Origin of the sequence: Bradyrhizobium sp. sGM-13 (genome assembly GCF_018398875.1) — a bacterium.
In the GTDB taxonomy this organism is placed as follows: Bacteria; Pseudomonadota; Alphaproteobacteria; order Rhizobiales; family Xanthobacteraceae; genus Bradyrhizobium.
This window is the reverse complement of the sequence record NZ_JAGWDK010000423.1, coordinates 1-240: the sequence shown is the minus strand read 5'-3', so window position 1 is coordinate 240 and position 240 is coordinate 1. Positions and strand designations below refer to the sequence as shown.

Annotated in this window: 1 pseudogene; it reads left to right on the top strand. The window is 62.1% G+C overall.

Annotated features, from left to right (window positions below):
- Positions 1-240, top strand: a pseudogene (locus KJQ96_RS39520) (Na+/H+ antiporter); the annotation flags it as partial.

Genomic DNA, 240 nt, shown 5'->3' with positions numbered 1-240 from the left:
AGCGGCGAGGCGTTTCCTTACCGCGACATGATCCTGTTCATTGCCTTCGGCGTTATCTTTATCACGCTGGTGGGATTGGGGCTCGGATTATCGCCGGTGGCACGATGGCTCGGCGTCACCAGGGATGGCCGTACCGAGCACCTGGCGGAGCATGAAGCCGAGATCGCGGCGCGGCGCGAAGCGCTCCATGCAGCGCTCAAATCGCTCGACGTCATTACCGACGACCGCGAACTCTCCGAT